This window comes from Pseudomonas sp. PvP089 (genome assembly GCF_017875165.1).
GTDB lineage: Bacteria > Pseudomonadota > Gammaproteobacteria > Pseudomonadales > Pseudomonadaceae > Aquipseudomonas > Aquipseudomonas fortuita.
On the sequence record NZ_JAGGME010000001.1, the window covers coordinates 42,007 to 68,130 of the forward strand.

Annotated in this window: 24 protein-coding genes and 1 pseudogene; 12 read left to right on the top strand and 13 right to left on the bottom strand. The window is 61.6% G+C overall.

All coding sequences use genetic code 11. The features are described from left to right. The first annotated feature begins 271 nt into the window (after positions 1–271). A complete protein-coding gene (locus J3A71_RS00215; RefSeq protein ID WP_016489875.1) occupies positions 272–2,032 on the top strand; it encodes a cation:proton antiporter in 1,761 nt (586 codons plus the stop codon). 220 nt (positions 2,033–2,252) lie between these two features. On the opposite strand, the gene J3A71_RS00220 is transcribed toward J3A71_RS00215, so the two are convergent. The 5 genes from J3A71_RS00220 to zwf all read right to left on the bottom strand — a co-directional run bounded on the left by J3A71_RS00220 (position 2,253) and on the right by zwf (position 7,942). Then, on the bottom strand, positions 2,253–2,660 hold the full coding sequence (locus tag J3A71_RS00220; protein ID WP_016489874.1) for an SMI1/KNR4 family protein: 408 nt from the start codon (positions 2,658–2,660) through the stop codon (positions 2,253–2,255). 114 nt (positions 2,661–2,774) lie between these two features. Continuing rightward, the gene (locus J3A71_RS00225) at positions 2,775–3,623 is read right to left on the bottom strand and encodes a TIM44-like domain-containing protein (RefSeq protein WP_016489873.1); all 849 of its coding nucleotides are present in this window, start codon (positions 3,621–3,623) and stop codon (positions 2,775–2,777) included. Between the two features lie 132 nt (positions 3,624–3,755). Continuing rightward, the gene (gene uvrD / locus J3A71_RS00230) at positions 3,756–5,942 is read right to left on the bottom strand and encodes a DNA helicase II (protein ID WP_016489872.1); all 2,187 of its coding nucleotides are present in this window, start codon (positions 5,940–5,942) and stop codon (positions 3,756–3,758) included. 166 nt (positions 5,943–6,108) lie between these two features. Continuing rightward, a complete protein-coding gene (locus J3A71_RS00235; RefSeq protein WP_016489871.1) occupies positions 6,109–6,411 on the bottom strand; it encodes a hypothetical protein in 303 nt (100 codons plus the stop codon). Between the two features lie 88 nt (positions 6,412–6,499). After that, entirely contained in the window at positions 6,500–7,942 is a 1,443-nt protein-coding gene (zwf, locus tag J3A71_RS00240) for a glucose-6-phosphate dehydrogenase (RefSeq protein WP_016489870.1), read from the bottom strand. A gap of 103 nt (positions 7,943–8,045) precedes the next feature. Between zwf and hexR the strand changes: the two genes are divergently transcribed. Both hexR and J3A71_RS00250 read left to right on the top strand, forming a co-directional pair. Continuing rightward, complete coding sequence (gene hexR / locus J3A71_RS00245) at positions 8,046–8,912, top strand: transcriptional regulator HexR (RefSeq protein WP_016489869.1); 867 nt, start codon at positions 8,046–8,048, stop codon at positions 8,910–8,912. Positions 8,913–9,061: 149 nt separating this feature from the next. Then, positions 9,062–9,280: a hypothetical protein gene (locus J3A71_RS00250; RefSeq protein WP_080641095.1), complete on the top strand. Its 219-nt coding sequence runs from the start codon at positions 9,062–9,064 to the stop codon at positions 9,278–9,280. On the opposite strand, the gene J3A71_RS00255 is transcribed toward J3A71_RS00250, so the two are convergent. Next, positions 9,222–10,184 (bottom strand): LysR family transcriptional regulator, encoded by a 963-nt coding sequence (locus tag J3A71_RS00255; RefSeq protein ID WP_281068306.1) that lies wholly within the window; start codon positions 10,182–10,184, stop codon positions 9,222–9,224. The two genes, J3A71_RS00250 and J3A71_RS00255, sit on opposite strands and share 59 nt — an antisense overlap. Positions 10,185–10,374: 190 nt before the next feature. Here J3A71_RS00255 and J3A71_RS00260 point away from each other — a divergent pair, with 190 nt between their 5' ends. Continuing rightward, the gene (locus J3A71_RS00260) at positions 10,375–11,790 is read left to right on the top strand and encodes an acetyl-CoA carboxylase biotin carboxylase subunit (protein ID WP_016489867.1); all 1,416 of its coding nucleotides are present in this window, start codon (positions 10,375–10,377) and stop codon (positions 11,788–11,790) included. An 11-nt stretch (positions 11,791–11,801) separates the two neighbouring features. Next, positions 11,802–13,610, top strand: coding sequence for a sodium-extruding oxaloacetate decarboxylase subunit alpha (gene oadA, locus J3A71_RS00265; RefSeq protein WP_016489866.1), 1,809 nt, complete (start codon positions 11,802–11,804; stop codon positions 13,608–13,610). Positions 13,611–13,795: 185 nt separating this feature from the next. Here oadA and J3A71_RS00270 read toward each other — a convergent pair whose 3' ends face one another. Genes J3A71_RS00270 through J3A71_RS00280 form a run of 3 tightly spaced genes read right to left on the bottom strand, consistent with a single transcriptional unit; the run spans position 13,796 to position 15,563 of the window. Then, positions 13,796–14,467 (bottom strand): GNAT family protein, encoded by a 672-nt coding sequence (locus tag J3A71_RS00270; RefSeq protein WP_016489865.1) that lies wholly within the window; start codon positions 14,465–14,467, stop codon positions 13,796–13,798. A gap of 7 nt (positions 14,468–14,474) precedes the next feature. After that, positions 14,475–14,921, bottom strand: a complete 447-nt coding sequence (locus J3A71_RS00275; RefSeq protein WP_016489864.1) for a GNAT family N-acetyltransferase — start codon at positions 14,919–14,921, stop codon at positions 14,475–14,477. Between the two features lie 12 nt (positions 14,922–14,933). Further along, the gene (locus J3A71_RS00280) at positions 14,934–15,563 is read right to left on the bottom strand and encodes an FMN-binding negative transcriptional regulator (protein WP_060519721.1); all 630 of its coding nucleotides are present in this window, start codon (positions 15,561–15,563) and stop codon (positions 14,934–14,936) included. A gap of 90 nt (positions 15,564–15,653) precedes the next feature. Between J3A71_RS00280 and J3A71_RS00285 the strand changes: the two genes are divergently transcribed. Both J3A71_RS00285 and J3A71_RS00290 read left to right on the top strand, forming a co-directional pair. After that, positions 15,654–16,403: a GntR family transcriptional regulator gene (locus J3A71_RS00285; protein ID WP_209953606.1), complete on the top strand. Its 750-nt coding sequence runs from the start codon at positions 15,654–15,656 to the stop codon at positions 16,401–16,403. Beyond that, a pseudogene (locus tag J3A71_RS00290) lies at positions 16,295–17,353 on the top strand (PLP-dependent aminotransferase family protein); the annotation flags it as partial. The gene J3A71_RS00285 and the pseudogene J3A71_RS00290, both read left to right, overlap by 109 nt. Before the next feature lie 31 nt (positions 17,354–17,384). On the opposite strand, the gene J3A71_RS00295 reads toward J3A71_RS00290, so the two are convergent. From J3A71_RS00295 to aspA, 4 genes are all read right to left on the bottom strand, one after another. Continuing rightward, entirely contained in the window at positions 17,385–18,488 is a 1,104-nt protein-coding gene (locus J3A71_RS00295; protein ID WP_016489861.1) for a polyamine ABC transporter substrate-binding protein, read from the bottom strand. Continuing rightward, positions 18,488–19,531, bottom strand: coding sequence for a histone deacetylase family protein (locus J3A71_RS00300; protein WP_096426917.1), 1,044 nt, complete (start codon positions 19,529–19,531; stop codon positions 18,488–18,490). Before J3A71_RS00300 ends, J3A71_RS00295 begins: the two co-directional genes overlap by 1 nt. Positions 19,532–19,694: 163 nt before the next feature. Then, positions 19,695–20,687, bottom strand: a complete 993-nt coding sequence (locus tag J3A71_RS00305; protein WP_095116253.1) for an AraC family transcriptional regulator — start codon at positions 20,685–20,687, stop codon at positions 19,695–19,697. A 171-nt stretch (positions 20,688–20,858) separates the two neighbouring features. Further along, entirely contained in the window at positions 20,859–22,283 is a 1,425-nt protein-coding gene (aspA, locus tag J3A71_RS00310; RefSeq protein ID WP_024717848.1) for an aspartate ammonia-lyase, read from the bottom strand. Positions 22,284–22,465: 182 nt separating this feature from the next. Here aspA and J3A71_RS00315 point away from each other — a divergent pair, with 182 nt between their 5' ends. The 5 genes from J3A71_RS00315 (at position 22,466) to J3A71_RS00335 (ending at position 26,090) form a co-directional block, all read left to right on the top strand. After that, positions 22,466–23,398, top strand: coding sequence for a LysR substrate-binding domain-containing protein (locus J3A71_RS00315; RefSeq protein ID WP_161775561.1), 933 nt, complete (start codon positions 22,466–22,468; stop codon positions 23,396–23,398). A 171-nt stretch (positions 23,399–23,569) separates the two neighbouring features. Then, positions 23,570–24,061 (top strand): 5-(carboxyamino)imidazole ribonucleotide mutase, encoded by a 492-nt coding sequence (purE, locus tag J3A71_RS00320; RefSeq protein ID WP_016489856.1) that lies wholly within the window; start codon positions 23,570–23,572, stop codon positions 24,059–24,061. A 10-nt stretch (positions 24,062–24,071) separates the two neighbouring features. Continuing rightward, positions 24,072–25,154 carry a 5-(carboxyamino)imidazole ribonucleotide synthase gene (locus J3A71_RS00325; protein ID WP_060519719.1) on the top strand — a complete coding sequence of 361 codons (1,083 nt, stop codon included), beginning with the start codon at positions 24,072–24,074 and terminating at the stop codon, positions 25,152–25,154. A gap of 108 nt (positions 25,155–25,262) precedes the next feature. Further along, on the top strand, positions 25,263–25,508 hold the full coding sequence (locus J3A71_RS00330; RefSeq protein WP_010955824.1) for a GlsB/YeaQ/YmgE family stress response membrane protein: 246 nt from the start codon (positions 25,263–25,265) through the stop codon (positions 25,506–25,508). A 48-nt stretch (positions 25,509–25,556) separates the two neighbouring features. After that, entirely contained in the window at positions 25,557–26,090 is a 534-nt protein-coding gene (locus J3A71_RS00335) for a DUF3299 domain-containing protein (RefSeq protein ID WP_161775560.1), read from the top strand. The last annotated feature ends 34 nt before the right edge of the window (positions 26,091–26,124 follow it).

Genomic DNA, 26,124 nt, shown 5'->3' on the forward strand with positions numbered 1-26,124 from the left:
CTTTTGAATTTGCCTTGTTGGTACGGGACGTTGGCTGACGCGCCATCGTCACGCTGATCATGCCATCAGCGGCGCTTTTCCAGCCGATCTGTTTCTGCATATTGCACCGGCTTTTTGCGGCGGGGTGCGATGTTAACCTGAGTACGCCCATGCAACATGGGCATTCCTGCATTCAATACAGTATGTACTTGCTGCTCGCTCAGGTTTGCCTTGGCAGAGGAGCGGTCTGCCCAGGCATTCAAAAAAAAGACGAGAAAAGGAGTATCACGCCATGCATGCCATCAGCTTTATCCAGGACCTGGCAGTCATCATGCTGGTCGCTGGCGTGGTCACCATTCTCTTTCACCGCCTCAAACAGCCCGTCGTACTGGGCTATATCGTCGCCGGCTTCATCATCGGCCCGCACACCCCGCCATTCGGCCTGATCCATGACGAAGAAACCATCAAGACCCTTGCTGAACTGGGAGTGATCTTCCTGATGTTCTGCCTGGGGCTCGAATTCAGTCTGCGCAAGCTTTTCAAGGTTGGTGCCACGGCGTTCATCGCGGCCTTCCTGGAAATCGTGCTGATGATCTGGATCGGCTTCGAGATTGGCCGCTGGTTCGGCTGGAACACCATGGATTCGCTATTCCTCGGCGCGATCCTGGCCATTTCCTCGACCACCATCATCGTCAAGGCACTGAATGACCTGAAGATGAAGAACGAGCGCTTTGCCCAGTTGATCTTCGGCGTGCTCATCGTGGAGGACATCCTTGGTATCGGCATTATTGCCCTGCTGTCAGGCATCGCTGTCAGCGGCACGGTCAGCTCGGGCGAAGTGTTCTCCACAGTGGGCAAGCTGTCGCTGTTCATGATCGTTGCCTTGGTTATCGGGATTCTGCTGGTGCCGCGGCTGCTGGCCTATGTGGCCAAATTTGAAAGCAACGAAATGCTGCTGATTACCGTGCTTGGCCTGTGCTTCGGCTTCTGCCTGTTGGTGGTAAAGCTGGAATACAGCATGGTGCTGGGCGCCTTCCTGATTGGCGCGATCATGGCCGAATCACGTCAGTTGCTGAAGATCGAACGCCTGATCGAGCCGGTACGCGACCTGTTCAGTGCCATCTTCTTTGTCGCCATCGGCCTTATGATCGACCCACAAGTGCTCGTCGATTACGCCTGGCCGATCGTGGTCATCACCCTGGCGGTGGTATTGGGCAAAATGCTCTCCTGCGGCATGGGGGCGTTCATTGCCGGTAATGACGGGCGCACATCGCTGCGGGTGGGCATGGGGCTTTCGCAGATTGGCGAGTTTTCCTTCATCATCGCCGCGCTGGGCATGACGCTGCAGGTGACCAGCGACTTCCTTTACCCGGTGGCGGTCGCGGTATCGGCAATTACCACGCTGCTGACGCCCTATCTGATCCGTGCGGCCGACCCGCTGTCGCAGAAACTTGGCAATGTGGTGCCCAGCCGCCTGGCGCGGGTGCTTTCGTTGTATGGCGAGTGGTTGCGCAATATACAGCCGCAGGGCGAGAGCGCCATGCTGGCGGCGATGATCCGGCGCATCCTGTTGCAGGTGGGGGTGAACCTGGCGCTGGTGATCGCCATTTTCTTCAGTGGTGGTTACTTTGCAGAGCGCATCGGCAACTGGCTCAGTGAGTGGGTCAGCGATGCCAGCCAGCAGAAGGCGGTTATCTGGGGCGCGGCGTTATTGCTGTCGCTGCCCTTCCTGATCGCTGCCTATCGCAAGCTCAAGGCACTGTCGATGCTGCTGGCAGAAATGGGCGTGAAGCCGGAAATGGCCGGGCGCCATACCCAGCGAGTGCGCCGGGTGATCGCCGAGGTTATCCCGCTGTTGTCGCTGCTGGTGATTTTCCTGCTGCTGTCGGCATTGTCGGCGAGCATTCTGCCCACCAACGAGTTGCTGTTGGTCATTGCCGTGGTGGCGGCGGTGGTGGTGGCCTTGCTGTGGCGCTGGTTCATCCGCGTGCACACGCGCATGCAGATCGCCTTGCTGGAGACGCTGGAAAACAGTCGGGAGAATACGCACTGAAGGGCGCAATGCTCCCTGAGCAAGATTTCATCGTCGTTCGCGGGGACTGAGCGGTAGCAATGTCGCCAGGCGCAGAAAGCCTGGCGATTCTAGCCACATTGATGGCACCGGGCCGTAAACTTCCTGTGCCTGTACCGGCCTCTACCCGGGCTTGCCCGCTCCCACAGGTACCCCACAGGAGCTGGAGGCGATGGTGTTCCTGTGGGGGCAGAGATTGAAATCAGCTCTCAAGCCAGACATCCCGCGCCCAGTGCCACACTGATTCCCAGCTGTCTTCACCGGCAATTTCCTCTTCGGCGTCCCACAGCACCACGGTGCCGTCTTCTTCGACGCAGTAGTAGTTGTCGCCATCCTGGCACAGCGGAATCAGGTCACGCGGCACGCCGGCGTCCCAGGCGTTGGCGGCAACGTCAGGCAGGTAGGTGTGCGATTGTGGGTCGGTGACGGTTACCGGCTCCAGCGAGCCATACACCACGTCGCTGACGGTCAGTAGAAACTCTTTGAACACGAACGGTATGTTGATGAACAGCTCTTCTTCGATTTCGACCAGCTGGTCCTCGTCGGGAAGCTCAAGGGGCACCGGCACTGGCTGATTGGCTTCACGGAGTTGTTCGATCACTTCTTCCACGGTTCACTTCCTCTGACCTAGATGACAACGCTGCGCGTTATACCCTAGTAGGCCACTCTGGCAAAAGCAAAAACCCCGGGACAGGCCCGGGGTTTTTTATGTAGCACGCAGCGGTTAGCCGTTTTGACGGATACCGGCCACCAGCCAAGGCTGGTTCTCGCCTGGGGCGCGAACCATGTGCCAGCTTTCGCTGAACACTTCGCCCTGGTCGAAGCGCGAGGTTTTCGACACGCCGCGGAAGGTCAAGGTGGCGTCCGTGCGGTCGGCGCGGTCGTCGATACCGTCCAGCTGTACTTCGAGGTTGTCGATGTAGGTGGCCTGGAAGCCGTCACCCAGCTCAGCACGCTCACGCTTGAGGAACTCGAGCATTTGCGGGGTAACGAACTCGCTGATCTTGTCCATTTCGTTGGCATCCCAGTGCTGCTGCAGCGACTGGAAGTGGTTACGGGCGGCAGCCAGGAAGCTTTGCTCGTTGAACCAGGCCGGGGCGTTGATCACCGGAGCGGCGGCAGGTGCGGCCGAACCACCAAAGACCGATGGCTGTGCTGGCTGGTTGTGGGCTTCACGCTGCATCGGCGCATGGCCTGGCATAGCCATTTGCGGCTGCTGCTGGCGGCGGCGCGCTGCAATGAAGCGGAACACCAGGAAGGCGATGAGCGCCACGATCAGGAAGTCCATGATCTGGAAACCTTCGAAACCGTCGCCCATGAACATGGACGCCAGCAGTCCACCGGCGGCCAGGCCGGCCAGTGGGCCCAACCAGCGCGAAGCACCGCTGGCGGCAGCCGGGGCACGGCCAGGTGCGGTCGGTGCGGCTGCAGGCGTGGTTGGCGTGGCTTGGCGGGTCTGGTGGATAGGCGCGGAGCCCGAGCTCTTGCCGCCGCCGAAACGTTTGGCGTTGGCGTCCAGGCTCAGCGTCAGGCCGACGCAGAGCGCCAGTGCGATGCTAAGAAAACGTTGCATAAGTGGGATATCCCCTGTTGTGGATTGCACGCGCGTCATGTTGCACAGGTTCCCGTGCACATGACCAGTGACATAGTGTTTCGAGCTTTTGCCTGAATGTTACAAGGCCGCCCGGCAGAGCGGCCCAGTACATCAGATGGCTTCGAGCTTCGCATACCCCAGCATCAGCCACTTGCTGCCTTCGGCAAAATTCACTTGTACCCGTGCCTGGGCGCCCGAACCCTCGAAGTTGAGGATCACGCCTTCGCCAAACACCGCATGTTGCACGCGCTGGCCGAGGTTGAACGCCGTCTGTGGAATATTGGCATTGGCAAACAGGTTACTGTTGGTGGCCGTCTTGGCCCCACTGAACGGGCGACTGACGCTGTTGGACAGACGCACCTCCTGAATAAGGCCTGCGGGAATTTCACGTACGAAACGCGACACCTTATTGTAGGTTTCGCTGCCATACAGGCGACGTGTTTCGGCGTAGGTCATGACCAGCTGGCGCATAGCCCGTGTAATTCCCACATAGGCCAGGCGGCGCTCCTCTTCCAGGCGGCCGGGTTCTTCCAGGCTCATCTTGTGCGGGAACAGGCCTTCTTCCATGCCCACCAGGAACACATACGGGAACTCCAGGCCTTTGGCGCTGTGCAAGGTCATCAGCTGGACGCTGTCTTCATGCTCATCGGCCTGGGTATCGCCGGCTTCCAGCGAGGCATGGCCGAGGAAGGCCGAAAGCGGCGAGAGATCGGCGTCTTCTTCGGTGGACTCGAAGTTGCGCGCCGCGCTGACCAGTTCCTCGAGGTTTTCTACCCGTGCCTGGCCCTTTTCACCCTTTTCTTCCTGGTGATAGGTGATCAGCCCGGATTGTTCGATGGTGGTCTGGGTCATGGTATGCAGCGGCATGTCCGTGACCTTCGTGGCCAACCCCTCGATCAGCTCGATGAAGGCACCCAGAGCGCTGGCGGCGCGGCCTTTCAGCGCCTTGGCAGCCAACAGCTGGCACATGGCTTCCCACATCGACACCTGGCTGTGGCGGGCATGCTCGCGGATGGCTTCGACGGTTTTCTCGCCAATGCCGCGTGGCGGCACGTTGATCACCCGCTCCAGGGCCGCATCGTTGCCACGCCCTTCGATCAGCCGCAGGTAAGCCATGGCGTTCTTGATTTCGGCGCGCTCGAAGAAGCGCTGGCCACCATAGATACGGTACGGGATACGCTCGCGCAGCAGGGCCTCTTCCAGCACCCGCGATTGGGCGTTGGAACGGTAGAGAATGGCGATTTCGTTACGCGCATTGCCCTGCTTGACCAGGCTTTCGATGGTTTCCACCACGTAGCGCGCTTCGTCGTGCTCGTTGTAGGCCGCGTACAGCGTCAGCGGTTCGCCTTCACCCATGTCAGTCCACAGTTCCTTGCCCAGGCGCCCGCTGTTGTTGACGATCAGGGCGTTGGCAGCCTTGAGGATGCCGCCGGTGGAGCGGTAGTTCTGCTCCAGGCGGATCATTTCGGCGTCGGGGAAGTCGGCGGTGTACTGGTGAATGTTCTCGATTTTGGCGCCGCGCCAGCCGTAGATCGACTGGTCGTCGTCGCCCACCGCCATCAGGCTGGCACCACCGCGCGCCAGCAGGCGCAGCCAGGCGTACTGCACGGCGTTGGTGTCCTGGAACTCGTCTACCAGTACATGTTGGAAGCGCCGCTGGTAGTGCTCAAGCAGGCCCGGGTGGTCGCGCCACAGGTCCAGTGCACGCAGCAACAGTTCGGAGAAGTCGATGACCCCCGCGCGCTCACAGGCCTGTTCGTAGGCGGTATACACCTCGCGCATGGTCGCCAGGAACAGGTCGCCCCCCGCCTGTATATGCTGCGGGCGCAGGCCTTCATCCTTCTGCCCGTTGATGAACCACTGGGCCTGGCGTGCCGGCCACTTCTGCTCGTCCAGCCCCAGTTCACGCATGACCCGCTTGATCAGGCGCTGCTGGTCATCGCTGTCGAGGATCTGGAAGTTCTGCACCAGCCGTGCTTCCTGCCAGTGGGCCCGCAGCAGGCGATGGGCCAGCCCGTGGAAGGTACCGACCCACATGCCTGCCGGGTTGATCCCCAGCAGTTGCTCGATCCGATGGCGCATTTCTGCCGCAGCCTTGTTGGTGAACGTCACCGACAGGATTGAGTGCGGCGATGCTTGTTCCACCTGGATCAGCCAGGCGATGCGATGCACCAGCACGCGGGTTTTACCGGAGCCGGCGCCAGCAAGCACCAGTTGACGCCCGAGCTTGGCCGCGACGGCCTGGCGTTGAGCATCGTTGAGGGAGTTCAGCAGGAGGGAGAGGTCATCTGTGTGCATCGGGCCATTCTAGGGCGGGGCAAGTGCCGGGTAAATGGTACTGTATAAATAATCACCCTCTTACGCTGCCGTTCATCAGTGCAGCCCGGTTGCAGCAGTGGGCCGGCCGAACCTGATCACGTCCTCGTTCTGCCGGCCTGGTGCTTAAGGCGCTACTCAGGGGGTCTCAGTCGATGGTCACGATTTTCAGCCTGCCCTCGCAGCCCTGGATTTCCAGGTCGGTCCAGGGGCTGATGCCCGCTTGCTCGTAGGCAACCGGCTTGGTCGTCATCACAGCCATGGAGGGGGAGTCAGGCTCAATCAGATCAAGACGAAGCACTTCCCAACCGCCGCGGTGGCGGGGGGATGGGGTGCTCAGTACCGGTTCGATTCCTGGATTGGCGACCGTTACGGTGCCGAACACGCGAAACGCCTCCTTGCCGGGGCGCTTGTCGTTGATTGCTACGAAGTTGTCGATGTCGATTGTCATGATTTGAGCCTCTGATGAAAGATGGGGTGCCTCGCGGGGCACGCACCACTTTCATATCGCGCAGGCCAGACTGAAATCGGGAACGGCTTCAGCTATGCCAGGCTCTTCCGCGGTGGGCCAGCAGGCTGTTGGCCTGCTCCGGACCGTTGTTGCCAGCCGGATAGTGGCGCGGCGCCTGGAAGTGTTCTTCCCAGCCCTTGAGGATCGGGTCGATCCAGGCCCAGGCTGCTTCCACTTCGTCACGCCGCATGAACAGCGTGGAATCGCCCTCCAGGATATCCAGCAGCAGGCGTTCGTAAGCGTCCCAGCGGCGGGTCTGGCCGAACACCTGCGCCAGGTTGAGGTTCAGGTCCACCGGCTCCAGCCGCATACCTTTGCCTGGGCTCTTGGTCATCATGCGCAGGCTGATGCGCTCATCTGGTTGCAACTGGATCAACAGTTGGTTGACCTGACCACCGCTGAACAGCTCGTGGGGTACAGGCTTGAACTGAATGACGATCTGCGACGAACGCCGTGCCATGCGTTTGCCCGTGCGCAGGTAGAAGGGCACACCTGCCCAGCGCCAGTTGTCGATGTGCGCTTCGATGGCCACGAAGGTTTCTGTATCGCTGTCGTTGTCGACGTCCTTTTCGAAGTAATAGGCAGGCACCTCCTGGCCGCCGATGTGTCCGGCACCGTACTGACCGCGCACGGTCTTGTCCTGCACGTCCTGGCCGGTGATCGGTTTGAGGGCCCGCAGTATCTTCACTTTTTCGTCGCGCACCGCTTCAGCCTCGAACTGCGCAGGCGGCTCCATGGCCACCAGGCACAACAGCTGCAGCAGGTGGTTCTGCAGCATGTCGCGGGTTGCCCCGGCACGGTCGTAATAGGCGCCGCGGTTCTCTACCCCGAGGGTCTCGCAAACGCTGATCTGGACGTGGTCGACCTGATTGTTGCGCCACACCGGCTCCAGCAGGGCATTGGCGAAGCGCAGGGCCATCAGGTTCTGCACGGTTTCCTTGCCCAGGTAGTGGTCGATGCGAAAGACCTGGTTTTCGTCGAACACTGCGCCAATCGCTTGGTTGATGGCGGTGGCCGAGGCCAGCGAGTGGCCAATCGGTTTTTCCAGCACGATACGCGCTTCGGGGTCGGCCAGGCCGGCGTTGCGCAGGTGGTTGGCAATTGGCACGAACAGGTTGGGAGCGGTGGCCAGGTAGAAGATGCGCGTCAGCCCGCCGGGCTCGCCCAGGTAGCGTGCCAGGCGGCCGAAGTCGGCACTTTGCGAAGCATCCATGGCGAAATAGTCCAACCGGGCGGAAAACCGCTGCCAGACCTCTTCGTCGAAGTCACTGCGGGCAATTTGTGCCCGGCAGTGGCGTTCGGCGAGCTTGAGGTAGTCGTTACGTGGCAGGTTGCGCCGCGCCAGCGCGATGATGCGCACAGCATTGTTCAGGCGGGCCTCGCGGAACAGGTGGTAGAGCGCGGGAAGCAACTTGTGCAGCGCCAGATCGCCGGTGCCACCGAACACCAGAATGTCGCAAGGAATAGTCAAACCGCCACTCTCCACGTTCGTTTAACTGGGCGGGTTGGCGTCCATGTAGTATAACTACAAGAAAGCTACAACCCGGCCAGCCGATCATAACCGAGTCCAGCCCGTGAATCTGTTGCAACACATTGCCCAATCGCGCCACTTGCTGCGCAAATCGGAACTCAAAGTGGCCGACCACGTGCTGCTCGACCCGGCTGCGGTCATGCACAGCTCCATGGCCGACCTGGCGCACAGCGTGGGTATCAGTGAACCGACCATCGTGCGTTTCTGCCGGGCAATCGGTTGCTCGGGGTTCCAGGACCTGAAATTGAAGCTGGCGCAGAGCCTGGCCGCCGGGGCCAGTTTTGGCCAGTTCGCGATCCATGAAGATGACTCGGTTGCCGACTACAGCCTGAAGATTTTCGACACCACCCTGCACACGCTGATGGAAGTGCGCGAGCACCTCGACCCGCATGCGCTGCAACAGGCCGTGAGCGCCATGGCCCAGGCGCAACGCGTGGAGTTCTATGGCTTTGGCGCATCCGGCGCGGTAGCGGCGGATGCCCAGCACAAGTTCTTCCGCCTGCTGCTCAGTGCGGCCGCGTATTCCGACCCGCACATGCAGGCGATGTCCGCGGTTACCTTGAGACCTGGGGATGTGGCGGTGTGCATTTCCCAGTCGGGCCGTTCCAAGGACCTGCTGATTACCGCCAATCTGGTGCGTGAGAGCGGTGCCAACCTTATTACCTTGTGCCCAAGCCAGACGCCGTTGGCCGAGCTGTCGACCGTGAACCTGGCAATCGACGTGCATGAGGACACCGAAATCTACACCCCGCTGACCTCGCGTATCGCCCACCTGGTGGTGATCGATGTGCTGGCCATGGGCGTGGCCATGGCGCGCGGCCCGAGCCTGGTCAACCACCTGAAGAGCGTAAAGCGCAGCTTGCGCAGCCTGCGTTTGTCGCCCAAGTCGATCAAGGCTACAGACGACTGAATCCAACCTGTAGCGGCCTCTTCGCCGGCTTGCCCGCGAAGAGGCCGCTACAGGCAGTAAAAATTCACGATTCTGTCACCATCCCACAGCCAAACCGTAAACCTTCAAGGCCAGTCTGAAAGTCCCGCATCCTATCTGGGAGACAGGCAATGGCACGTGACCACGACGGTATCTACCAACCCAACGCCAAGGCTCGCAAGCAGCAGGAAAAGGATCAGCGCCGCATGGAATACCGCCGCGCGATCGAGACCTATTGCGACCAACGTCAACTGCTGCGCGAGCTGGTGGACTACCCCGAGTTGCAAGCACTTACAGTGTGGCAGTCTTCAGTGGCAACTTCCCCGAAAAACGCTCAACAAGCGCACTGATCAGCGCACGTTCGCTGCGGATGAACGCCAGAAACGCCAAGGCCACCGGCGACTGCCGCTTGGCCTTGGCCTGCACCACGCACCAACTGCGGTACAGCGGCAGCTCTTCTACCGGTAACTCTTTCAGTGCGCCTGTGGCCAGTTCCAGATTGACCGCATGGCGAGTCAGCAGGGCAATCCCCAGGCCGGCGATCACACACTCGCACTGGGCATCGGCCGAGGCCACTTCCAGGGTCTGGGTGAAATGCACGCGCTTGTCCTTGAAGTACTCCTCGCAGGCCTTGCGTGTGCCTGAACCCTGCTCGCGTACCAGCAAGGTATGAGGCTCCAGGTCTTGCAGGCGCAATTGCTCCAGCTTGCACAGCGGATGCTCAGGCGGCGCCACTGCGATGATCGGGTTGTTGAGGAACGGCAGAAATTCCAGGCCCATGTCCTGCGGCACCATCGACATGATGATCAGGTCGTCGCGGTTGTCCGAAAGGCGGCGGATGGCTTGGGCGCGATTGACCACCGTCAGGGTCAGATTGACCTCCGGGTGACGTTGCTTGAAGGCGGCGAACAGGTGTGGCACGAAGTACTTGGCGCTGGACTCGATCGCCAGTCTCAGCTGCCCTTGCAGTGAGCCCTGCATGTCCGACAGCTGCATGTCCAGGCTCTCGAGGCGGCCGAATATATCGCGGCTGGCACGTTGCAGCGCCTCGGCCGCTTCGGTCAGGTACAGCTTCTTGCCCACGTACTCGAACAACGGCTGCCCAATCAGCTCTTCGAGCTGACGAATCTGTAGACTAACGGCGGGTTGCGTCAGGGACATTTCTTCCGCTGCACGGCTGTACGAGCGCAAATCACACACCTCATTGAAGATCTGCAATTGACGCAAAGTCATACGCATCAAGGACTTACGCATTTATAACCCGCCCTTCGGCAATACCTTGTTACCGCACTATAAGCTTTTGCTAATACTGCATCTAACAAATATTGATTTTTGTTTATCGACCTACAGCGCTAGGGTGAATACGCGACTGGCCAGCAACGCCTGGTCACGCGCCGACCGGTAGAACCGGCTCGACTGTTCCTACGGCTTTGGGAAGACTCCAGTGATAAAAAAAATCCTGATCGCCAACCGAGGTGAAATCGCAGTTCGGATCGTGCGTGCCTGCGCCGAGATGGGCATACGCTCGGTAGCGATCTATTCCGACGCCGACCGGCATGCCTTGCACGTCAAGCGCGCCGACGAAGCACACAGCATTGGCGCCGAGCCGCTGGCCGGGTACCTGAACCCGCGCAAGCTGGTGAACCTGGCTGTGGAAACCGGCTGTGATGCCCTGCACCCGGGCTATGGTTTCCTATCGGAAAACGCTGAACTGGCAGAGATCTGCGCTGAACGCGGGATCAAGTTCATCGGCCCGGCCGCCGACGTCATTCGCCGCATGGGCGACAAGACCGAAGCGCGCCGCACCATGATCGCCGCTGGTGTGCCGGTAACCCCGGGCACCGAAGGCAACGTTGCCGATATTCATGAAGCCCTGAGCGAAGGTGAGCGCATCGGTTACCCGGTGATGCTCAAGGCCACCTCCGGTGGTGGCGGCCGCGGTATTCGCCGTTGCAACAGCCGCGAAGAGCTGGAGCAGAACTTCCCGCGAGTGATTTCCGAAGCCACCAAAGCCTTTGGTTCGGCCGAAGTGTTCCTGGAAAAGTGCATCGTCAACCCCAAGCACATCGAGGCACAGATCCTCGGTGACAGCTTCGGCAACGTGGTGCACCTGTTCGAGCGTGACTGCTCTATCCAGCGCCGTAACCAGAAGCTCATCGAAATTGCCCCAAGCCCACAGCTCACGCCCGAGCAGCGCGCCTACATCGGCGACCTGGCGGTGCGTGCGGCCAAGGCGGTGAACTACGAGAACGCCGGTACCGTGGAGTTCCTGCTCGCCGATGGCGAGGTGTACTTCATGGAAATGAACACCCGGGTGCAGGTGGAACACACCATCACCGAGGAAATCACCGGTATCGACATTGTCCGTGAGCAGATTCGCATCGCCTCGGGCTTGCCGCTGTCGGTCAAGCAAGAAGACATCCAGCACCGCGGTTACGCGCTGCAGTTCCGCATCAACGCCGAAGACCCGAAGAACAACTTCCTGCCCAGCTTCGGCAAGATCACTCGTTATTACGCCCCCGGTGGCCCGGGCGTGCGTACCGATACAGCGATCTACACCGGCTACACCATTCCGCCGTTCTACGACTCCATGTGCCTGAAACTGGTGGTGTGGGCGTTGACCTGGGAAGAGGCCATGGACCGCGGCCTGCGAGCCTTGGACGACATGCGTGTGCAAGGGGTGAAGACCACTGCCGCCTATTACCAGGAAATTCTGCGCAACCCGGAATTCCGTAGCGGGCAGTTCAATACCAGCTTCGTCGAAAGCCACCCTGAACTGACCAACTACTCGATCAAGCGCAAACCCGAAGAGCTGGCCTTGGCCATCGCCGCCGCCATCGCCGCCCACGCAGGCCTGTGAGGAAACCTATAATGTCCAAGAAAATTCACGTAACCGACACGATCCTGCGCGACGCCCACCAGTCCCTGCTGGCCACCCGCATGCGTACCGAAGACATGCTGCCGATCTGCGACAAGCTCGACAAAGTCGGCTACTGGTCGCTGGAAGTCTGGGGTGGCGCCACCTTCGACGCGTGCGTGCGCTTCCTCAAGGAAGACCCGTGGGAGCGCCTGCGCAAGTTGCGCGCAGCCCTGCCCAACACCCGCCTGCAAATGCTGCTGCGCGGCCAGAACCTGCTGGGTTACCGCCACTACAGCGACGACGTGGTCAAAGCCTTCGTCGCCAAGGCAGCGGTCAATGGCATTGATGTGTTCCGCATCTTCGACGCCATGAACGACGTGCGTAACCTGCGCGTGGCCATCGAAGCGGTCAAGGCTGCCGGCAAGCATGCCCAGGGCACCATCGCCTATACCACCAGCCCGGTGCACACCATCGAGGCCTTCGTGAACCAGGCCAAGCAGATGGAAGCCATGGGTTGCGACTCGGTGGCGATCAAGGACATGGCCGGCCTGCTGACCCCGTTCGCCACGGGTGAACTGGTCAAGGCGCTGAAGGCTGAGCAGTCGCTGCCGGTGTTCATCCACTCCCACGATACCGCCGGCCTGGCCGCCATGTGCCAGCTCAAGGCTGTGGAAAACGGCGCCGATCATATCGACACCGCCATCTCCAGCTTCGCCTGGGGCACCAGCCACCCGGGTACCGAGTCGATGGTTGCTGCGCTCAAGGGCAGCGAATTCGACACCGGCCTGGACCTGGAGCTGCTGCAGGAAATCGGCTTGTACTTCTACGCCGTGCGCAAGAAGTACCACCAGTTCGAAAGCGAATTCACCGCCGTGGACACCCGCGTGCAGGTCAACCAGGTGCCCGGTGGCATGATTTCCAACCTGGCCAACCAGCTCAAGGAACAGGGCGCGCTCAACCGCATGAACGAAGTGCTGGCCGAAATCCCGCGTGTGCGTGAAGACCTCGGCTTCCCGCCGCTGGTGACGCCGACCTCGCAGATCGTCGGCACCCAGGCGTTCTTCAACGTGCTGGCTGGCGAGCGCTACAAGACCATCACCAACGAGGTGAAGCTGTACCTGCAAGGCGGTTACGGCAAGGCCCCGGGTGTGGTCAACGAGCAGCTGCGCCGCCAGGCTATCGGCAGCGAGGAAGTGATCGATGTGCGCCCGGCCGACCTGCTGAAGCCAGAGATGACCAAGCTGCGTAACGACATCGGCGCCTTGGCCCGCTGTGAAGAAGACGTGCTGACCTTCGCCATGTTCCCGGATATCGGCCGCAAGTTCCTCGAAGAACGCGAAGCCGGCACCCTTACTCCGGAAGCCCTGTTGCCAATTCCAGAAGCTGGCGCCGTTTCTGCTCCAGGCGGTGAAGGGGTACCGACCGAGTTCGTCATCGACGTGCACGGCGAAACCTACCGCGTCGACATCACCGGGGTGGGTGTTAAGGCCGAAGGCAAGCGCCACTTCTACCTGTCTATCGACGGCATGCCGGAAGAAGTGGTGTTCGAGCCACTCAACGAGTTCGTCGGTGGCGGCGGTAGCAAGCGCAAGCAAGCCACCGATCCAGGTCACGTCACCACCACTATGCCGGGCAACATCGTTGATGTACTGGTCAAGGAAGGGGACGTGGTCAAGGCTGGCCAGGCCGTGCTGATCACCGAAGCCATGAAGATGGAAACCGAAGTGCAGGCGGCCATTGCTGGGAAGGTCGTGGCCATCCACGTGGCCAAGGGCGATCGCGTGACGCCGGGTGAGATCCTGATCGAGATCGAGGGCTGAGATAAGCCCTCATCTACAAGCGGTTAACCTCTGGGGAGCGGATGCTCCCCTTTTTTGTGCTGTATTTGCCGGCCTCTTCGCGGGACAAGCCCGCTCCCACAGGTTTACCACTGCACTTGAGGGCAGTGCAGTACCTGTGGGAGCGGGCTTGTCCCGCGAAGAGGCCAGTGAGACCCATACAGCTATCAGCCGTTGCGGCATGCCTCAAGTGTATTCACCTGCCCCTCGGGCCGCTGGTTTTCCTGGCCCAACCACCGCTCGAAGCCGGCAGCCACCGCTGGCCATTCATCATCGGTAATCGAATACCACGCCGTATCGCGGTTATGGTCCTTCACCACCAGGTGCTTGCGGAATACGCCTTCGTAGACGAAGCCAAACCGCTCCGCTGCGCGCTTGGAGCGGGCATTGGCGTTGTTGCACTTCCACTCCAGCCGACGGTTGCCCAGTTCGAAGCCCAGCTTGCCGAGCAGGTACACCGCCTCGGTGCCCTTGGGGGTGCGCTGCATGGCGGCGCCGAAGGCGATGTGGCCGATTTCAATGCGCCCGTGGTCGGGCACGATCGACATCAGGCTGAGAATACCCTGGGCCTGGCCGCTGGCGCGGTCGATTACGGTGTAGAACAGCGGGTCGCGCCCTGCGGCGTTGCCCTGCAGCCAACGGTCGAATTCGGCCCGCTCGGTGAACGGGCCATAGGGCAGGTAGTCCCACAGCACTGGGTCGGACGTTGGGCCTTGCAGCACTTGCCAGAGGTCGTCGCCATGGCGCGCCGGGTCGAGCTTTTCCAGGCGGATGAAGCGGCCTTCAATTGGCTCGGCCTGGGGCGTTGCGGCGGGTTTCCAGTTCAATGCGTCTGTCATGTTCGGCCTACAAGCCTTTGCGGAATTGGATGAAGCCCGACCGCTCGGCAACCTGCTGATACAGGCTGATGGCGGTGGCATTGGTTTCGTGGGTCAGCCAGTGCACCTTGATGCAGTTGTCGGCCTTGGCTGTGGTGTAGACGTGCTCGATCAGCTGGCGACCAATGCCCAGGCCGCGCTGCGAGCTGTCCACGTACAGGTCCTGCAGGTAACAAGAGTTTTCGATGCTCCAGTTGGAACGATGGTAGATGAAGTTGACCATCCCCACCGCCTTGCCATCGACCCAGGCCAATGCCGCATGGGTTGGCTCGCTCGGGTCGAGCAGGCGCTGCCAGGTGCTGAGGCTGACTTCATCGGCCAACTCGGTTTCATAGAAGTGCAGGTAGGCCTGCCACAGGGCGAGCCAGGCGGCATGGTCTTGGGCGCCGACAGGGCGCAGGGTAACGCTGGGCATGGGGCTATTCCTTCAGGGTTGGCGCATGTGCGCTGCGAGTTGGTTGTCCAGTTGATCGGGGCTGGCGGCCAGCCCGTCACGCACGCCGGCGATATCTTGCGCGGAGCGGTTCTGGCTGAGCTTGCGCGCACCTTGCAGGCGGGCGATGGGCAGGCGGATACCGACGATGGCGCGCAGCATGCCCTCGATGTAGTCGGCAGGGGCGTCGGTGACTTTCCACGGTTCGCTGCGACCGTGTTCGTGGCGATCGGTCAGGCGGCTCACGATGGCGAGCAGGGGCTCGGCTTCATGGATGACTTCGGCCGGGCCATACGCGTGGACGGCCAGGTAGTTCCAGGTCGGCACCACTTTGGGGTTATCGGCTTTGCTCGGGTAGTAGCTGGGGCTGACATAGGCGTCGGCACCGGGGAAGACCAGCAGGGCTTCGCTACCTTGTGCCAGGTCCTGCCATTGGCGGTTGGCCCGTGCCAGGTGGGCATAGACGGTGCCGAACTCGCCCTCGGTGATATCCACCAGTACCGGCAGGTGTGTGGCCAACAGGCCTTGGTCACCTTGGCTGACCAGCACGGCCAGGCGGGTGTCGAGCATGTGCTGGTGCAGGCGGCCGAGTTCGTGTTCCTGATGGGGTTTGCTGGTGTACATGCTCGGTTTCCTTGTGCAGTGGAGCCATCCTAGGCAGGCTATTGGTTCTGGGTAAGAGCCATTAATGCCTGTTTTCATAGGTCCAATGCCATGAATGATAGCCCCCTCGTTTTGCCTTTCGACCCTTCCGGGATCGCCCTGGACCGCCGCCGCGGGCTCAGCCAGCAGCTGTACCAGGCGCTGCGCGCGCGGGTGCTGGACGGGCGCTTGAGCAGCGGCACCCGGCTGCCGGCCACCCGCGAGTTGGCCACCATGCTGGTGTTGTCACGCAACAGCGTGGTGCGGGCTTACGACCAGTTGTACGCCGAGGGTTACATCGAAAGCCGTGTCGGCGATGGCACCTATGTAAGCCGGCTACCAAAACTATCCACACAAGTATCCACAGGGTTATCCCATGGGTTATCAACAGGGTTATCCACAATTTCAGAAGAATATACTGAGGATTTATCCAGCCACCGACGTTCAAGCGAAGCTTTGCGGCGTCTGAAAACCCATCACTTGTCGCCACCAAGGAGCGGTCAGCCGCGTGCTTTTCGCGTTGGCATTCCAGCATTCGACCTGTTCCCGTTTGACGTCTGGGCCAAGCTGCAGGCGGGTTTCTGGCGTAACCCGACCCCCGCTCAACTCGGTTATGGCAACCCGGCGGGCGAGCCGATGCTGCGCGAACTGATCGCTGCCTACTTGCGTCGCTCGCGCGGGCTGAATTGCATGGCTGAACAAATTGTGATCAGTTCCCGTTTGACGTCTGGGCCAAGCTGCAGGCGGGTTTCTGGCGTAACCCGACCCCCGCTCAACTCGGTTATGGCAACCCGGCGGGCGAGCCGATGCTGCGCGAACTGATCGCTGCCTACTTGCGTCGCTCGCGCGGGCTGAATTGCATGGCTGAACAAATTGTGATCACCAGTGGCGCGCAGCAGGCCATCAGTCTTTGTGCACAGTTGCTATTAGAGCCGGGCGACGGCGTAGCTGTGGAAAACCCGGGCTATCGGGCGGCCGGTCACGCCTTTGCACTGGCGGGTGGCCAGTTGTGCGGCGTACCGGTGGATGGGGAGGGGATGGATTGCAGCCGGCTTGGGCAACTGAGGGATTGTCGGATGGCCTATGTGACGCCTGCCCACCAGTACCCGACCGGGGTGACCATGAGCTTGGCGCGCCGCCTGGAATTGCTGGCCTGGGCTGACCGAAACGATGGCTGGATCATCGAGGACGACTACGACGGTGAGTACCGATACAGCGGCGCGCCCTTGGCCCCGTTGGCGGCCCTCGACCGGCACGGGCGCGTGCTGTACGTCGGCACCTTCGGCAAGATTGCCTTCCCGGCGCTGCGCCTGGGCTACCTGGTACTCCCGCCGCAGTTGGCGCAAGCGTTCAGCCAGGGCAAGGCGCTGGCGGTGCGGCATTCAGAGGTCAGCAGCCAATGTGTGATGGCCGAGTTCATGGCCCGCGGGCACTTTCAGCGGCACATCCGGCGCATGCGCAAGGCGGCGCTAAGCCGGCGCAATGTACTCAAGGCAGGCTGGCCTGAGGATATTCCCGGTTTGGGCGCCATGCCGGCAGTGGCGGCCGGGCTGCATGTGAAGGTTGATGTGGATAACTTTGCGCGGGAACAGGAACTGGTGGCCAAGGCGGAAGCGGTGGGAGTGGAGGTTACGCCGCTGAGTAATTTCTGGTTGACGGACAGCGAGGTGCCTGTGGATAAGCGAGCGGGGCTGGTGCTGGGGTTTGCGGCGGTGCCGGAGGGAGAGATTGCCGAGGCACTGATGAAACTGCGAAAGGCCTGGAGAAGGTGAATGGGGCCGCTGTGCGGCCCACGGCGCTATATCAGGTGCCGGACTTGATCCGCGTCCAGGCCCTGGTCCTGGCCCGTTCGGCATCCCGCGCAAGTGGCTTGAGGGTATACAGCTTGGCCATCGCCTCCGCAGTCGGGTACAGGTTGGGGTTGTTGCGAATCGCCGGGCTTACCTTGTCGGTCGCATCCTTGTTCGGGTTGGGGTACCCGACAAAGTCGCTGATCGGCGCAATCACCTCCGGCCGCAGCAGGTAGTTGATGAACGTATGGGCGTCTTCCGGGTTGGCCGCGTTTTTCGGAATCGCCAGCATGTCGAACCAGATCGGCGCGCCTTCCTTGGGCAGGCGCATGTCCACCACCACGTCGTTCTTCGCCTCGCGGGCGCGGTTTGCGGCCTGCGAGAAGCTGCCGCTGTAGCCCACTGCCACGCAGATGTCGCCATTGGCGATGTCTGCCATGTACTTCGAGGAATGGAAGTAGGTGATGTAGGGGCGAATCTTCAGCATCAGCGCCTCAGCCTTCTTGTAGTCGGCCGGTTTGTCACTGTTCGGTGGCAAGCCCAGGTACTGCAGGGCCAGTGGCAGAATCTCCGAAGGCGAGTCGAGCAGGGCCACGCCGCACTGCTTGAGCTTGGCAATGTTCTCTTCCTTGAAGATCAGGTCCCAGCTGTCGACCGGCGCGTTGTCGCCGAGTGCAGCCTTGACCTTGGCCGGGTTGAAGCCGATCAGCACGGTGCCGTACATGTACGGCACGGCAAACTTGTTACCCGGGTCGTTGGCCTCGATCAGTTTCATCAGCGCCGGGTCCAGGTGTTGCCAGTTCGGCAGCTTGCTGCGGTCTAGCGGCTGGAATACCCCGGCCTCGATCTGCTTGGCGAGAAACACATTGGAAGGCACCACCACGTCATAGCCGGAGTTGCCGGTGAGCAGCTTGGCCTCCAGTGCTTCGTTGGTGTCGAAGATGTCGTAGATCAGTTTGACGCCGCTGTCCTTCTGGAAGTCGGTCAAGGTCTGCGGGGTGATGTAATCGAACCAGTTATACACACGCAGGGTGCGCTGCTCGGCTTGGGCGTGCAGGGCACCGGTGAACAGGGTGGCAGCGATGAACGGGGCGAGCAGACGCTTGAGTCGGACCATTACCGGGCTCCTGGCTGGGCGCGCTGGAAGCCTTCCAGCACATTGACCGCGTTGATACCGATTTCTTCCACAGCGTAGCCGCCTTCCATCACGAACAGGGTCGGCTTGCCGAGCTGGCCGATGCGCTTGCCCATTTCCAGGTAGTCCGGGCTGTCGAGCTTGAACTGCGAGATGGGGTCGTCCTTGAAGGTGTCCACACCCAAGGAGATGACCAGCACGTCGGCGTCATAGCTGGCGATGCGCTGGCAGGCGTCTTCCAGCGCGGCGCTCCAGGCGGCCCAGTCGCTGCCGGCCGGCAAAGGGTAATTGACGTTGCAGCCCTCGCCGGCACCTTGGCCGGTTTCGTCGGCATAGCCGAGGAAGAACGGGAATTCGTCCTGCGGGTCGCCGTGGATCGAGGCGAAGAACACGTCGTCGCGGCTGTAGAAGATGTCTTGGGTGCCGTTGCCGTGATGGTAGTCAACGTCGAGGATGGCGACTTTGCGCTTGCCCTGGTCGAGGAACGCCTGGGCAGCGATGGCGGCGTTGTTCAGGTAGCAGTAGCCGCCCATCACTTCACCGGCGGCGTGGTGCCCTGGCGGGCGGCACAGTGCGAAGGCCGAATGGGCGCCTTGCTGGATCGCTGCCTGGGCGGTAAGGGCGACCTGGGCGGCGCTGTAGGCCGCTTGCCAGGTGCCGGCGGTGATCGGCGCACCGGCATCGAAGCTGTAGTAGCCCAGTTCACCGTGCAGGCCGGTGGGCTTTACCTGGCGCAGCGTGCGTGCAGGCCAGGTGAAAGGCAGCAGGTCGCCTTCCTGGCCCAATGCTGCCCAGCGTGCCCAGGCGCCTTCGAAGAAGTCCAGGTAATCGGCGCTGTGGACGCGCAGCAATGGCGCCCGGCCGAAGTCGGTCGGGCCCTGGATATCGCCGAGGTCGCGCTTTTTCACCTGGTCGAGTACATGGTCGGCACGCGAAGGCATTTCGAAACAGGGCATCAGCTTGCCGTCGATCAGCTCGCAGCGGCCATGGTGCAGGCGGTGGTCATCGGAATAGATCGTCAGCATTGTTGTTCTCCGGTGGGTACTGGCGTGGGTCCATTGTCATGGGCGGGTCAGTAGCGGAGAACGACGCAAGTGGCCAAAAGGGGATCGATCTGGCCAAGCTCTCTGGTCGTGCTTTCCTGTGCCGGCCTCTTCGCGGGCAAGCCCGCGAAGAGGCCGGTACAGGTCAACCGCGGAAGTGGCTGGGCGCCACACCACTCCAGCGCTGGAAGGCATGGCGGAAACTGGCCGTCTCGCTGAACCCCAAGGTCTCGGCAATACGGTAGATGGGCATCTGCTCATCGGCCAGCAACTGCTTGGCCCGCTCGAACCTGAGCTCGTCCAGCAGCTGTTGATAACTGCTGCCCAGCGCCTGTAGGTGCCGGCGCAAGGTGCGCGACGAGCAGTTCATTTGCCGTGCCAGGCCTTCCAGCCCAGGCGCGGCATCCAGTTGCTGGGTCAGCAGCTGACGAATACGCCCCAGCCAGGCCTGGCGGCCGGTGAACTCAAGGTTCAGGCGCCGGCAGCGCTCGCTCATGGCTTTGTGGGTAATCGGGTCGGCCAGCGGCAGCGGCGTATCCAGCCAGCGTCGTTCGAAGGCAAAGGCATTGTCTTCGGCGGCAAAACCGACCGGGCACTGGAATGCATCGGCATAGCGCACGTGGTAGCCGGGCCGAGTGTGCTCGAAACGGGCCCCCAGCAACGGCAACGGGCGGCCAAGCAGGTCATCGCAGATGACTTTCAGCGACACCAGGCAGAACTCGGCGTTGAAAGCGCTCAGTGCCGGGCTGTCGTGGTAGTCGCTGGCGCTGAACCAGACCCGCTGGCCATCGTCGAGCAAGCGCAGCTTGAAGACTGTTCCCAGCAGTGCCGGATACTGCAGCGCCAGGCGCAAGGCGTCACCCAAAGTGGCACTGGAGAGCAGGGCGTAACCCAGCATGCCGTAGCACGACACATGCATGCGCCGGCCCAGTTCCAGGCCGATGTCCTCGCGCCGGGCCACGGCGTTGGCGCACACCTGCAATTCCTGCTGGGTGGTGATGCGCGCATCCGCGTGCCCCAGGTCTGCCGGGCCAATGCCGCTGCCGGCCAGCAGCGCCGAAGCCTCGCAACCTTCTGCCTGAAAGACGTTGAGGATCAGCGAAACGGCATTGAGGGTAGTCAGATGGCTGTGCAGCATGCTGGGTAATCCCGTGGGGCTGGGACGCATTATGGAGCAAGTTGTGTGCCGATATCCGGGCGTTCGGGCAAATCCATCAGACAAAAAAAGGCCCGAAGCATTGGCTCGGGCCTTGAAAGGTTGAGAGGTGTCTAGTCCCTTAACCTGGTGAGACTGTTTGCAGCGGTCGGGTTACGCCTTCAGCGGAACCAGACGTGGAGCGATCATGTTTTCCGGACGCAGGATGTCGTTCAGCATCTCTTCGTCCAGCAGCTTCTCTTCGCGCACCAGTTCCAGCACGCCGCGGCCGGTTTCCAGGGCAACGCGGGCGATACGGGTGGCGTTTTCGTAGCCGATGTACGGGTTCAGGGCGGTGACCAGGCCGATCGAGTGCTCAACCAGTTCACGGCAGCGCTGTTCGTTGGCAGTGATGCCGACGATGCAGTGCTCGCGCAGCATGTCCATGGCACGTTGCAGCAGGCGGATCGAGTCGAAGATCTTGTAGGCGATCAGCGGTTCCATCACGTTTAGCTGCAGTTGGCCACCTTCGGCGGCGACGGTCAGGGCCAGGTCGTTGCCCATGATGGCGAAGGCGACTTGGTTGACGGCTTCCGGGATAACCGGGTTGACCTTGCCTGGCATGATCGAGCTGCCTGGCTGACGCGCTGGCAGGTTGATTTCGTTGATGCCGGTGCGAGGGCCGCTGGACAGCAGGCGCAGGTCGTTGCAGATCTTCGACAGCTTGACGGCAGTACGCTTGAGCATGCCGGAGAACAGCACGAAGGCGCCCATGTCGGAGGTGGCTTCGATCAGGTCGGCAGCCGGTACCAGCGGCTGACCGCTGATGATTGCCAGGCGTTGCACCGCGAGCATCTGGTAGCCCGGGTCGGCGTTGATGCCGGTACCGATGGCAGTACCACCCAGGTTGATTTCGGTCAGCAGCTCAGGCGCCAGCGAACGCAGACGGTTGAGGTCTTCGGTCATGGTGGTGGCGAAGGCGCGGAATTCCTGGCCCAGGGTCATCGGCACGGCGTCCTGCAGCTGGGTACGGCCCATCTTCAGTACGTGGTCGAACTCTTTACCTTTGGCTGCGAAGGCCTGGATCAGGCTGTCGAGGCTGGCCAGCAGGGCATCGTGACCCAGCAGCAGGCCCAGACGGATAGCGGTCGGGTAGGCGTCGTTGGTCGACTGCGCCATGTTCACATCGTTGTTCGGGTGCAGGTACTGGTACTCACCCTTCTGGTGACCCATGGCCTCCAGCGCGATGTTGGCGATGACTTCGTTGGCGTTCATGTTGGTAGAAGTACCAGCACCGCCTTGAATCATGTCTACCACGAACTGTTCGTGGTAGTCGCCCTTGATCAGTCGTGCGCAGGCTGCGCTGATCGCAGCGTGCTTGGCATCGCTCAGGTGCCCCAGCTCACGGTTCGCGTCAGCAGCTGCCTGCTTGACCATCGCCAGGCCGACTACCAGTTTCGGGTAGTGCGACAGTGGAACGCCGGAGAGGTGGAAGTTGTTGGCAGCGCGCAGTGTCTGGATGCCGTAGTAGGCATCAGCAGGAACTTCAAGGGTACCCAACAGATCTTTTTCGACGCGGAACGATGCAGCGGAGGACATGATGTATATCATCTCGATGTTGACCCGGCACATGCCGGAATGGCGCCAATCCTAGGCCTTAAGGTGATTTTGCGGCCAATGCTGTTGCACGCTAACCTATGCACAAACGGCATAGTGTTTCATGTGACGCCAATTGACATTCGAGCGTGTTCCATTTTGGTGCGCGCCGGGAGATGTGCTTCGTGAACCTTGAAAGCAAATGGCTGGAAGATTTCAGCGCACTCGCCGCTACCCGCAGTTTTTCACAGGCGGCAGAGCGGCGTTTTGTCACCCAACCGGCCTTCAGCCGGCGCATTCGCAGCCTGGAAGCGGCATTGGGCCTGCAACTGGTGAACCGTTCCCGCACGCCCATCGAACTGACTGAAGCCGGCCAGCTGTTTCTGGTCACGGCACGCACGGTTGTCGACCAGTTGAGCGAAATTCTGCGCCATTTGCATCATCTTGAGGGCGGGCAGGGCGAGGTGGTGCAGGTGGCTGCGGCACACTCCCTGGCGTCGGGTTTTTTCCCCCGTTGGGTTGCCCAATTGCGCAACGACGGTTTGAACATCGCCACTCGCCTGGTTGCGACCAACGTCGGAGATGCCGTGCATGCATTACGCGAAGGTGGCTGCGACCTGATGCTGGCTTTCTATGACCCGGACGCGGCCCTGCAGATGGATGCCGAGATCTTCCCCTCACTGCACATGGGCACCACCGAAATGTTGCCGGTGTGTGCCGTGGATGCCGAGGGCAAGCCGTTGTTCGACCTGGAAGGTGAGGGCAGTGTGCCGTTGCTGGCCTATACCGCTGGCGCATTTCTGGGCCGCTCGGTCAATTTGCTGCTGCGCCAGCGCAACCTGCGCTATACCACCGTCTATGAAACCGCCATGGCCGACAGCCTCAAGAGCATGGCGCTGGAGGGTATGGGTATCGCCTGGGTACCGCGCCTGTCGATGCGTGGCGAGCTGGAGCGCGGCGAACTGGCCGTCTGCGGCGGCAGCCAGTGGCATGTGCCACTGGAAATACGCCTGTACCGCTGCGCCCTGGTGCGCAAGGCCAACGTCAGGCTGTTGTGGCGCAAGCTCGAGGGTGCGGCGGCGGTTGACCCAAAAGTCAGCCAAAGCCCCGAAAAATAAGGCCCGACAGTTGGTCGCCGGGGTGCCTTAAACGCACCACCTTACGGTATACTGCGCGGCCTTTCGACCGGATGCGTCCGGTCCTGATCAGCAAACAAGCCACGCCGGTCGTCCCGCGTGGCTTGTTGTTTTTTGACGCGCCCGCGGGCGCACAAGCGAAGAGGCTCGACGATGAGTGCACTGGTTGGCGTGATCATGGGCTCCAAGTCCGATTGGTCCACCCTTAGCCACACCGCCGATATGCTGGAAAAACTCGGCATTCCTTACGAAGTGAAGGTGGTTTCTGCCCACCGCACCCCGGATCTGCTGTTCCAGTATGCCGAGGAGGCCGAAGGCCGCGGCATCGAGGTGATCATCGCCGGTGCCGGTGGCGCAGCCCACCTGCCAGGCATGTGCGCCGCCAAGACCCACCTGCCAGTGCTGGGTGTGCCGGTGCAGTCGTCGATGCTGTCGGGCGTCGACTCGCTGCTGTCGATCGTGCAGATGCCAGCCGGCGTGCCGGTTGCCACGCTGGCCATCGGCCGCGCCGGTGCGATCAACGCTGCGCTGCTGTCGGCCAGCATCCTGGGCGCCAAGTACCCGCAGTACCACGCGGCACTGAAGCAGTTCCGCACGGAACAGACCGACACTGTGCTGGACAACCCAGACCCGCGCCAGGCTTGAGGCTCAACCCATGAAGATCGGTGTAATCGGTGGCGGCCAGCTGGGCCGCATGCTGGCCCTGGCGGGTACCCCGCTGGGCATGAACTTCGCCTTCCTCGACCCGGCACCGGACGCCTGTGCCGCGCCGTTGGGCGAGCATCTACGTGCCGACTATGGCGACCAGGACCACCTGCGCCAGCTGGCCGACGAAGTCGACCTGGTCACCTTCGAGTTCGAAAGCGTACCGGCCGAGACCGTGGCTTTCCTCTCGCAGTTCGTGCCGGTCTACCCCAGTGCCGAAGCGCTGCGCATCGCCCGTGACCGCTTGTTCGAAAAGAGCATGTTCCGCGACCTGGGTATTCCTACCCCGGCCTTCGCCGACATCCTTTCCCAGGCAGACCTGGACGCCGCAGTGGCCAGCATCGGCCTGCCTGCCGTGCTGAAAACTCGCACCCTGGGCTACGACGGCAAGGGTCAGAAGGTGCTGCGCACGCCAGAAGACGTGGCAGGCACCTTCGTCGAGCTGGGTAGCGTGCCGTGCCTGCTGGAAGGCTTCGTGCCGTTCACTGGCGAAGTGTCGCTGGTGGCCGTGCGTGCCCGTGATGGCGAAACCCGCTTCTACCCGCTGGTGCACAACACCCACGAAAGCGGCATCCTGCGCCTGTCGGTGGCCAGCCAGGCGCACCCGCTGCAGGCATTGGCCGAAGACTACGTTGGTCGTGTGCTGCAGAAGCTGGACTACGTTGGCGTCATGGCCTTCGAGTTCTTCGAAGTTGACGGTGGCCTGAAGGCCAACGAAATCGCCCCGCGCGTGCACAACTCCGGGCACTGGACCATCGAAGGCGCCGAGTGCAGCCAGTTCGAGAACCACCTGCGAGCCGTCGCTGGCCTGCCGCTGGGCTCGACGGCCAAGGTGGGCGAGAGCGCAATGCTCAACTTCATCGGTGAAGTGCCGGCCGTGGACAAGGTCGTCGCCATCGGCGACTGCCACCTGCACCACTACGGCAAGGCCTTCAAGGTCGGCCGCAAGGTTGGCCACGCCACGTTGCGCTGCCATGACATGGCCACCCTTGAGCGCAAGATTGCCGAAGTAGAGGCTCTGATCAGCAACTGATCGGGCTACAAATCGAACTTCTGCAAGCGGCTTGCCCTCTGAACATGGCAACAAGCCAAAGCCCGTCTAGGCTTTGGCTTGCTCCATATTCACTGCAGAGGGATTGCCATGGGCATCATTGGAACCATTTTTATCGGCCTCATCGTCGGCCTGCTGGCCCGCTTCATCAAGCCGGGCGACGACAGCATGGGCTGGATCATGACCATCCTGCTGGGTATTGCCGGCTCCTTGCTGGCGACCTATGGCGGCCAGGCACTGGGCATCTACCAGGCCGGTCAGGCGGCGGGCTTCTTTGGCGCGCTGGTCGGTGCCGTGGTCCTTCTGGTGATCTACGGATTCATCAAGAAACGCTGAATACTGGTTAGAATGCCCGGCAATTCATTCGAGTTGCCGAGCATTGCCATGCGAGCCTTTTTTCTCGTCCCCCTGTTGTTGGCCAGTACCCTGGCCCATGCCGAACTGCCTGAAACCGACTGGCTGGAGCTTATGCCCAAGTCGGACCAGAAAGCGCTCGAGCAAATGCCCGAAATCGATCACAACTCGCCGGAAGCCATGGGCACCTTTACCGACAAGGGTGGGCTCAAGCAGAGCAAGGGCCTGCCAGCGGTGATGTATTCGACCAAGACCGTGGCTGCCATGAACGGCAAGGACATTCGCCTGGGTGGCTACCCGGTGCCGCTGGAAAGCGATGCCAAGGGCAACAGCACGCTGTTCTTCCTGGTGCCGTACCCGGGCGCGTGCATCCATGTGCCGCCACCGCCGCCGAACCAGCTGGTGCTGGTGCGCTACCCGAAAGGGTTGAAGATCGATGACATCTACACACCGCTGTGGGTCAGCGGCAAGCTGAAGGTGGAAAAGGTCAGCAATGACCTGGCCGATGCGGCCTATGCGCTGGATGCGGGGAAGGTGAGGGTGGTGGAAGACGCAGACCTCTGATACCTGGCCCGGCCTCTTCGCGGGCAAGCCCGCG

What these genes read in the sequence shown, in the direction of transcription:
- J3A71_RS00215 (WP_016489875.1), top strand. Translation starts at nt 272, where the DNA reads ATGCATGCCATCAGCTTTATCCAGGACCTGGCAGTCATCATGCTGGTC.
- J3A71_RS00225 (WP_016489873.1), bottom strand. Translation starts at nt 3,623, where the DNA reads ATGCAACGTTTTCTTAGCATCGCACTGGCGCTCTGCGTCGGCCTGACG.
- uvrD (WP_016489872.1), bottom strand. Translation starts at nt 5,942, where the DNA reads ATGCACACAGATGACCTCTCCCTCCTGCTGAACTCCCTCAACGATGCT.
- J3A71_RS00235 (WP_016489871.1), bottom strand. Translation starts at nt 6,411, where the DNA reads ATGACAATCGACATCGACAACTTCGTAGCAATCAACGACAAGCGCCCC.
- J3A71_RS00250 (WP_080641095.1), top strand. Translation starts at nt 9,062, where the DNA reads ATGGCACGTGACCACGACGGTATCTACCAACCCAACGCCAAGGCTCGC.
- J3A71_RS00255 (WP_281068306.1), bottom strand. Translation starts at nt 10,184, where the DNA reads ATGCGTAAGTCCTTGATGCGTATGACTTTGCGTCAATTGCAGATCTTC.
- oadA (WP_016489866.1), top strand. Translation starts at nt 11,802, where the DNA reads ATGTCCAAGAAAATTCACGTAACCGACACGATCCTGCGCGACGCCCAC.
- J3A71_RS00270 (WP_016489865.1), bottom strand. Translation starts at nt 14,467, where the DNA reads ATGACAGACGCATTGAACTGGAAACCCGCCGCAACGCCCCAGGCCGAG.
- J3A71_RS00275 (WP_016489864.1), bottom strand. Translation starts at nt 14,921, where the DNA reads ATGCCCAGCGTTACCCTGCGCCCTGTCGGCGCCCAAGACCATGCCGCC.
- J3A71_RS00280 (WP_060519721.1), bottom strand. Translation starts at nt 15,563, where the DNA reads ATGTACACCAGCAAACCCCATCAGGAACACGAACTCGGCCGCCTGCAC.
- J3A71_RS00285 (WP_209953606.1), top strand. Translation starts at nt 15,654, where the DNA reads ATGAATGATAGCCCCCTCGTTTTGCCTTTCGACCCTTCCGGGATCGCC.
- J3A71_RS00295 (WP_016489861.1), bottom strand. Translation starts at nt 18,488, where the DNA reads ATGGTCCGACTCAAGCGTCTGCTCGCCCCGTTCATCGCTGCCACCCTG.
- J3A71_RS00300 (WP_096426917.1), bottom strand. Translation starts at nt 19,531, where the DNA reads ATGCTGACGATCTATTCCGATGACCACCGCCTGCACCATGGCCGCTGC.
- J3A71_RS00305 (WP_095116253.1), bottom strand. Translation starts at nt 20,687, where the DNA reads ATGCTGCACAGCCATCTGACTACCCTCAATGCCGTTTCGCTGATCCTC.
- aspA (WP_024717848.1), bottom strand. Translation starts at nt 22,283, where the DNA reads ATGTCCTCCGCTGCATCGTTCCGCGTCGAAAAAGATCTGTTGGGTACC.
- purE (WP_016489856.1), top strand. Translation starts at nt 23,570, where the DNA reads ATGAGTGCACTGGTTGGCGTGATCATGGGCTCCAAGTCCGATTGGTCC.
- J3A71_RS00325 (WP_060519719.1), top strand. Translation starts at nt 24,072, where the DNA reads ATGAAGATCGGTGTAATCGGTGGCGGCCAGCTGGGCCGCATGCTGGCC.
- J3A71_RS00330 (WP_010955824.1), top strand. Translation starts at nt 25,263, where the DNA reads ATGGGCATCATTGGAACCATTTTTATCGGCCTCATCGTCGGCCTGCTG.
- J3A71_RS00335 (WP_161775560.1), top strand. Translation starts at nt 25,557, where the DNA reads ATGCGAGCCTTTTTTCTCGTCCCCCTGTTGTTGGCCAGTACCCTGGCC.